Source organism: Paracoccus sp. SCN 68-21 (assembly GCF_001724535.1).
Lineage (GTDB): Bacteria > Pseudomonadota > Alphaproteobacteria > Rhodobacterales > Rhodobacteraceae > Paracoccus > Paracoccus hibiscisoli.
In genome coordinates this window covers 1-6,643 of sequence record NZ_MEES01000050.1, presented here as the reverse complement: position 1 = coordinate 6,643, position 6,643 = coordinate 1, and the positions used below count along the sequence as shown (strand labels likewise).

The 6,643-nt window shown below is 65.4% G+C and carries 4 protein-coding genes, 1 tRNA gene and 2 pseudogenes; 3 read left to right on the top strand and 4 right to left on the bottom strand.

Translation table 11 applies throughout. The features are described 5' to 3' along the window. Positions 1-115 (top strand): annotated as a pseudogene (locus ABS73_RS16780) (N-acetylmuramoyl-L-alanine amidase); the annotation flags it as partial. 103 nt (positions 116-218) lie between these two features. On the opposite strand, the gene ABS73_RS12375 reads toward ABS73_RS16780, so the two are convergent. The 3 genes from ABS73_RS12375 to gatC are packed head-to-tail and all read right to left on the bottom strand — an operon-like array spanning position 219 to position 2,283. Further along, a complete protein-coding gene (locus ABS73_RS12375) occupies positions 219-485 on the bottom strand; it encodes a hypothetical protein (RefSeq protein WP_246053607.1) in 267 nt (88 codons plus the stop codon). Positions 486-514: 29 nt separating this feature from the next. Then, positions 515-1,999 (bottom strand): Asp-tRNA(Asn)/Glu-tRNA(Gln) amidotransferase subunit GatA, encoded by a 1,485-nt coding sequence (gene gatA, locus ABS73_RS12370; protein ID WP_277019931.1) that lies wholly within the window; start codon positions 1,997-1,999, stop codon positions 515-517. After that, entirely contained in the window at positions 1,996-2,283 is a 288-nt protein-coding gene (gene gatC / locus ABS73_RS12365) for an Asp-tRNA(Asn)/Glu-tRNA(Gln) amidotransferase subunit GatC (RefSeq protein WP_136856998.1), read from the bottom strand. Before gatC ends, gatA begins: the two co-directional genes overlap by 4 nt. A gap of 73 nt (positions 2,284-2,356) precedes the next feature. On the opposite strand from gatC, the gene ABS73_RS12360 reads away from it, so the two are divergent. After that, a complete protein-coding gene (locus ABS73_RS12360; protein WP_277019934.1) occupies positions 2,357-3,286 on the top strand; it encodes an AEC family transporter in 930 nt (309 codons plus the stop codon). Between the two features lie 112 nt (positions 3,287-3,398). Continuing rightward, positions 3,399-3,473, top strand: a tRNA-Glu gene (locus tag ABS73_RS12355). A gap of 2,039 nt (positions 3,474-5,512) precedes the next feature. On the opposite strand, the pseudogene ABS73_RS12350 reads toward ABS73_RS12355, so the two are convergent. Further along, positions 5,513-6,277, bottom strand: a pseudogene (locus ABS73_RS12350) (IS5 family transposase). Positions 6,278-6,643 lie beyond the last annotated feature (366 nt).

Here is a 6,643-nt window from a genome sequence, read left to right as displayed (position 1 = left end):
CGCCCGCCTCTGCGATCCACAGGCCGAGGTCAGCGCCCATTGGCTGATCGACACGGATGGCGCGACCGAACAGCTTGTCTGCGAAACCCGCCGCGCCTGGCACGCAGGCGCGGGCCTGCGCTGCATCCGCCATGCCGGTGTAGTGGATGACGATCAGGGACGGAACCTGCCCCCGGCGGTCGCCGTGATTCGGGCTGGGCCAGTCGGTCACGGTCGCCTCAGGGGGCGGGGCGGTTGACGCGCAGGCCCATCGTCGCCGGGACGGGCACCGGGTCGGCGCCTGCGATCCGTGCGCCTGTGGGCGCGTGGACCGGCAGAGCGATGGGGATGGTCGCCGCGGGGGTGGTGCCGGTGACCAGCGCCGCCTCGCGCGCGGTGAGGTATTGGCCATAGCGGTCGGCCCCGAACTGATAGTTCGGGTTCCAGCCCCGGTGTTCCCCGCATCCGGCCAGCGCCAGCACCCCGATCATCCACCAGCCGCGCATGACGCCTCCCTTGGTCCGTTTCGCGGACTTTACCACCAGCGATCCGGCTTGGCCACAAATCCTGCGGCAGCCTCCAGCACCTGGGCCTGGTTCAGCAGATCGCCCTCCTCAAAGGGGCGGCCGATCAGCTGCAGGCCCAGGGGCAGGCCCTGCGCGTCCTGTCCCACCGGGACCGCGATGCCGGGAAGGCCCGCCAGGTTCAGCGTCACGGTGAAGACGTCGTTGAGATACATCTGCACCGGATCACCCTTGTCACCCGAGCCAAGCGGGAAGGCCGCCGAGGGCGTGGCGGGCGCCAGGATCGAATCGATGCCAGCCGCAAACGCCTGGTCGAAATCGCGCTTGATCAGCGCGCGGACGCGGCGGGCGCGGTTGTAATAGGCGTCATAGAAGCCCGCCGACAGCACATAGGTGCCGATCATCACGCGGCGCTGGACCTCGGGGCCGAACCCCTGGGCGCGGGTGCTCTCGTACATCTGGGTGATGCCGTCGCCCGCGCCCAAGGTGGCGCGGTGCCCGTAACGCACGCCGTCATAGCGGGCCAGGTTCGACGAGGCCTCGGCCGGGGCGATCACGTAATAGGCGGGCAGGGCGTATTTCGTATGCGGCAGGCTGATATCGACGATCTCGGCGCCCGCATCGCGCAGCATCTGCGCGCCTTCGCGCCACAGGGCGTCGATGGCGTCGGGCATGCCGTCCACGCGGTACTCGCGCGGGATGCCGATGCGCTTGCCGCGGATGTCGCCGGTCAGCGCGGCCTCGAAATCGGGGACCGGCAGGTCGGCGCAGGTGCTGTCCATCGGATCGCTGGACGCCATCGCGCCCAGCATGATCGCCGCGTCGCGCACGGTGCGCGTCATCGGCCCCGCCTGATCCAGGCTGGAGGCATAGGCAATCACGCCCCACCGGCTGACCCGGCCATAGGTGGGCTTCAGCCCCACCGTACCGGTGAAGGCCGCGGGCTGGCGGATCGATCCGCCCGTATCGGTGCCGGTCGCGCCCAGGCACAGATCGGCGGCGACCGCGGCTGCGGACCCGCCAGAGCTGCCGCCCGGCGTCAGCTGCGCCCCGTCGGCCCCGCGCCAGGGGTTCACGGCGGGGCCGTAACAGCTGGATTCGTTGGTCGAACCCATCGCGAATTCGTCCTGGTTCAGCTTGCCCAGCATCACCGCGCCCGCGCTCCACAGGTTCTGCGTCACGGTCGATTCGTATTCGGGGGTGAACCCTTGCAGGATGCGGCTGCCCGCCTGGCTGGGCACGCCACGCACGCAGAACACGTCCTTGATGCCGACCGGAATGCCGGTCATCGGGGCCGCGTCGCCCGCCTTGATGCGGGCATCGGCAGCGCGCGCCATGTCGCGGGCCATGTCGGGCGTGTGATGCACGAACGCGTTCAGCGCGCCGGCGGCGTCGATCGCGCCCAGGCAGGCATCGGTCAATTCGACCGAGGTCAGGTCGCCCGCGCGGAGGGCGTCGCGTGCCTCGGCAATGGTCAGTCGGTTCGCGTTCGTCATTCCACCACCTTCGGCACGGCAAAGAACCCCTCGCGGGCGTCGGGGGCGTTCGACAGGATCTTGTCGGCCATGCCCCCCGAAGTCACCACGTCCTCGCGCCGCTTCAGGCGCATGGGGGTGACGCCGGTCATCGGCTCGATGCCCTCGACATCGACCTCGTTCAGCTGGTCCATGAAATGCAGGATGCCGGACAGATCGCGCGCCAGGGCGGGCAGGGCGGCATCATCGACCGCGATGCGCGCCAGATGGGCGACCTTGCGGGCCTGATCCTCGGTGATCGACATGACGTTTCCTTTCGTTGGTCGCGGGTCTACAACCCCGCGCGAAAGGCCGCAAGACGCACGGCCCGGAGGTTCCATGTCCGCAGCCCTGTCCGTCCTTCCCGTGATCGCGCTGGTCGTGCTGGGCCATCTGGCGCGGCGCGGCGGGCTGATCCCCGCCGCCAGTTGGCCGGGGATCGAACAGCTGGGATACCGCGTGCTGTTCCCCGCGATCCTGCTAACCTCGATCTATCGCTCGGACCTGTCCCTGGGGCGGCTTGGGCCCTATCTGGCGGCGCTGCTGGTGGCGTTTGTCGCGACAGGGGCGGTCGCGCTGATCCTGGCGCGGCGGCGGGCCGAGCCGGGGCCGCGCGCCAGCTCGCTGTTTCAGGGCGCGCTGCGGTTCAACTCGCTGCTGATCCTGGCGGTGGCCGCGCAGGCCTTCGGCGGAGGCGCCTTGGGCGATCTGGCAGTGGCATTTGCCTTTCTGATCCCAGCCTTCAATATCTCGGCCATCGTGGCGCTGACGCTGTGGTCCGACGGGCCGCGCCCCTCGGGCACCGCCGCCCGCATCGGCGCCGAGATCGGCCGCAACCCGATGGTGCTGTCCTGTCTGGCGGGGCTGGCGCTGAACCTGTCGGGGCTGGCGCTGCCGGGCTGGCTGCTGTCGCCGCTGGACTGGCTGGGGCAGGGGGCGCTGGCGGTGGGCCTGCTGGCAGTCGGTGCGGGCATCCGTCCCGCCCATCTGTGGCAACGCGACGCGGCGCTGTGGATGGGGGTCTGGCTGCGGCTGGCGTTCTGCCCGGTGGTGTTCGTGATCGCCGCGCTGGCCCTAGGACTGCCTGCGGGCCAAGTCGCGTCGGGGGTGCTGGCGACGGCGGCGCCGGGGGCGCCGGTCGGCTACATCCTGGCGCGGCAGATGGGCGGAGACGCCGATTTCTTTGCCGCAATCTTCACCTGGCAGACGGTCCTGGCGGCGGTGACCTTGCCCTTGTGGCTTATTTTCGCAGGCTTTCTTGGCGTCTGACGGGTCCGCGCATTTTTTTTCGCGCGCACGTGTTTTTTTGGCTTGCAGCCTTTGGCGGCTTTGCCTAAACACCGCCTCACGCCGCCAGGGAAGACTGGCAGCGACAGAAAGTGGCCCGTTCGTCTATCGGTTAGGACGTCAGGTTTTCAACCTGAAAAGAGGGGTTCGACTCCCCTACGGGCTGCCACTCTGTCCCTCAATCCAACAAAGCTAGTATTTATACCGTTGGTTCACAGAAGAAATTCTGCTTGTTCGGAATTGTCGATTTGTGGCTGACCTGCAGACCCCGTCATCCCTCATACGTAACGACAGCCCGCCGGCTTGCTATCCTACCCAAGCTGGACGCGCCGGATGCTGAATTTTCCCCGCTCTCGCACGATGAACAGTTGGTTGCGCCATCGGGATAATGCAGGGTGATCGGGACGTTGTATCCGATCGCGCTGTCGGGTCTGACCTCGTTGTCGTGCCGACGTCAGCTGCCCCGTTTTTGGGGCGCATCCGCGATGTTCACAAGCCGGTGGACGTTCAGGCATTTGGACCAGAGCGGGTCAATGAGACCGTCCTCGGTCGGCCCGCCGGGCGTGAGACGTTCAGGGTGATGTCGTTGGCAGGGGCCTACAGATCGTGATCGCGCGGGATGAACGTGGCTCGCCCCTATCAACACGGATAGTCCTCGGATAGCCCACCTGGGCACAAAATCCATTCCACGGTCGCGACCACATCGTCGCCGCAGGATATGAAGCTTGGATCGGCAGCCGGACAAAAGCGGGAACGCGTGTCGACGACCGTCACGATCCGCGGTGTGTTACCCAAGGCGCGTTGAGTGTGAACAACATCCATGACCCGGACATTGGTCGGCCTGGCAGCCTCCAGACGATCGTCGCAGCTCGGCCTGCACCCGCCGCTTTGGACGCTTGGGCCGGAGCCGCAGACCCAAATCATGGGAGATCCTGCGCGTGTTCTGGATGGTCCCCTGCCGGCCCTCCCGTCGCAGCAAGGCGCGGACACGCCGATAGCCACAGCGTAGGTAAATCACCGTAGGGCTTGAGATGGTGGCGCGCTGACGGCCGATATATCGGGTTTTCGGGTCCAGTGCGGCCTGCCCGGTTCGGCGGAATTGGGAGTGGTCGCTCGACGGGGCAAGGCGCCGCGCTTTCCGCTGGCGTATCTCGTCCAGCAGCAGCCCGCCATACCGCGTGCGTTGGTGACCAATAGACCAGACTGTTCACCGAGCCTCCCTACTCCAGTTCGGTCAGGTGGCCTGGCTGATCCCTGCCTTGCGGCAGATATCGTCCTGCTTCAGGATGAACCCTCAGGGCGGAGCATGCGATCGATAGGTCCCGCGCATCGTCTGTGCCGCGCGATGTCGCCTCATGTCACGGACCTCATCGACAAGGTCGAAGGTCACATGAGCGGGTTGCCCCAAGCGCCATTCGACAGCGCGACCGTCGTGCGGATATGGGACAGACAGATCATGTCATGCTGTTGGCGGCGACGGTCCAGTCTGTCATGCAAAGCGAGCACACCGCCCAGGCCGACCTCAGGGACACGGCACACCCGGCTGATCGGGAGGCTGGCCGTCCCTGCTATCGACGGCGTCGACGGTCATCCGCGCCGGTCTCTCTCGGGGCGGTCACCTGTGACGTCCCTTTCGTGATGAGAGCCGCGGCGTTTCCCGGATGTCTGCCTTTGCCGCGAAAGCGGACGGTCAGCTTCACCGTTCCGCCTGTGGACTTCGCGTGACCACCCTCTGGTTGCGGGCGGAATGGCGTCGATGCTGCTTCAGCCTGGCATGTCGATCGACCGGAGCGTCATTCAGCGCGCTTTGCTTTGCCCCCGCGACAAGATCGATGACCCGATCTCTCGGCGCGTCCTGCCGGGGGCCACTGCCCCTCGTACCTCGTGACGTCGAAACTGAGGCGTCGGTCGCTGCCAGTTTCTCCTTGGAACACCAGCCCGTGCTGCAGTCGGCGCCTTCGGTATCCTCCGGGAAAGGCCAGGCGTCGTCCACGCCACAGTGTGTTGCCATCCCCCCCGATAGGGCATGGGGTCATGGATTCAGCCTGCCTTTCGCGCTTTGTGAATGCAGGGCGGTTATGGGTGGGATCAATGCGGCCGGCGCTGCGCCTCGTCGGTCAAAGGCGATGAGGTGGGACATGTCTTTCCCGATATCGAGAGCCCCACATTCGGCAGTCGCAGCAGCCTAGGGTCCGCACTCATTCATGATCACAGCCAGAACAGGACGGTTGTGGCCAATGCGATTACCGAAAGGTATGTCTCCCGGCACCTGTCGTAGCGCGTGACGACCCGTCTCGAGTCTTTCAGGCGACCGGACATGATCTCGATGCGCTTGCAGCGTTTGTAGCGGCGATTGTCGTATGTCACGGTCTTCTTGCGGGACTTCCGACCTATGGTGCACGACTTTATCCCTCTGTCTTGCAACGCTTTTCGAAGCCAATCAGCATCATAGCCTCGGTCCACCAGGAGCCAGTCGGCCTGCGGCAGGCTGTGCTCGAAGCGCCGCCGCGCCGGTATAATCGCTGACCTGTCCTGCCGACATAAAGAACCGGATAGGTCTGCCTTTCGCATCGGTCGTTCGATCGATTTGGCGACCGCGCCCCCCCCCTTTTTGCACGCAGGCTGCAAGCCGTGCGATGCGCCTTCAGATAGGTCGCATCGGTCATGATCGTCCTTGGATCCGTGTCCTTTGCGGCCAGGCCGACCATGATCCGGGCGAAGACCCCGTTATCGCTCCAACGCTTCCATCGATTGTAGAGCGTCATTGCCGGCCCGTATTCCCCGTTTCGGGCACTCTCTCGAACCGGTGGCGTTCATGCCCTCACCATCGCACCACCGCAAGCCATTGCGACTGAAGAAGATAATGCCGCTCAGCACCCGCTGATCATCAACCCGCGGACGACCATGGGTCTTGGGGAAGAACGGACGAAGGCACGCCATTTGCGCCCCCGTCCGCCAAAACAGGTTGCTTATTGATCAGGTCTCCCTGCGGCGGCCTGAATCACAAAAAGAGCGTAAAATCAGTGGGGCTGCAGCCTAGAGCACATGCAGGGCTTTGGGGATGACGAAAGTAGCCCGCCAGACAAGCATCCGGCTTTTCGCTGTCGCCGTCACTCAAGCCTCTTCGCTTTTCAAAGCGAGGCGATGACGGCTGCTGCGACAGCGAAAGCAACGGTCGCGACGCCTCAGGACCTGCTGGTTAGGCCCTTGCGCAGTCCTTCAACCGACCCGCAATGACCTGCCTTAGAACATTTCGCTTTTAACCTGACACATAGCCTGCAGCGTGGAAGTAGTTCCAGCATTCTTCGGGTGAGAACATGCTGCAGATGTCACCAAGGG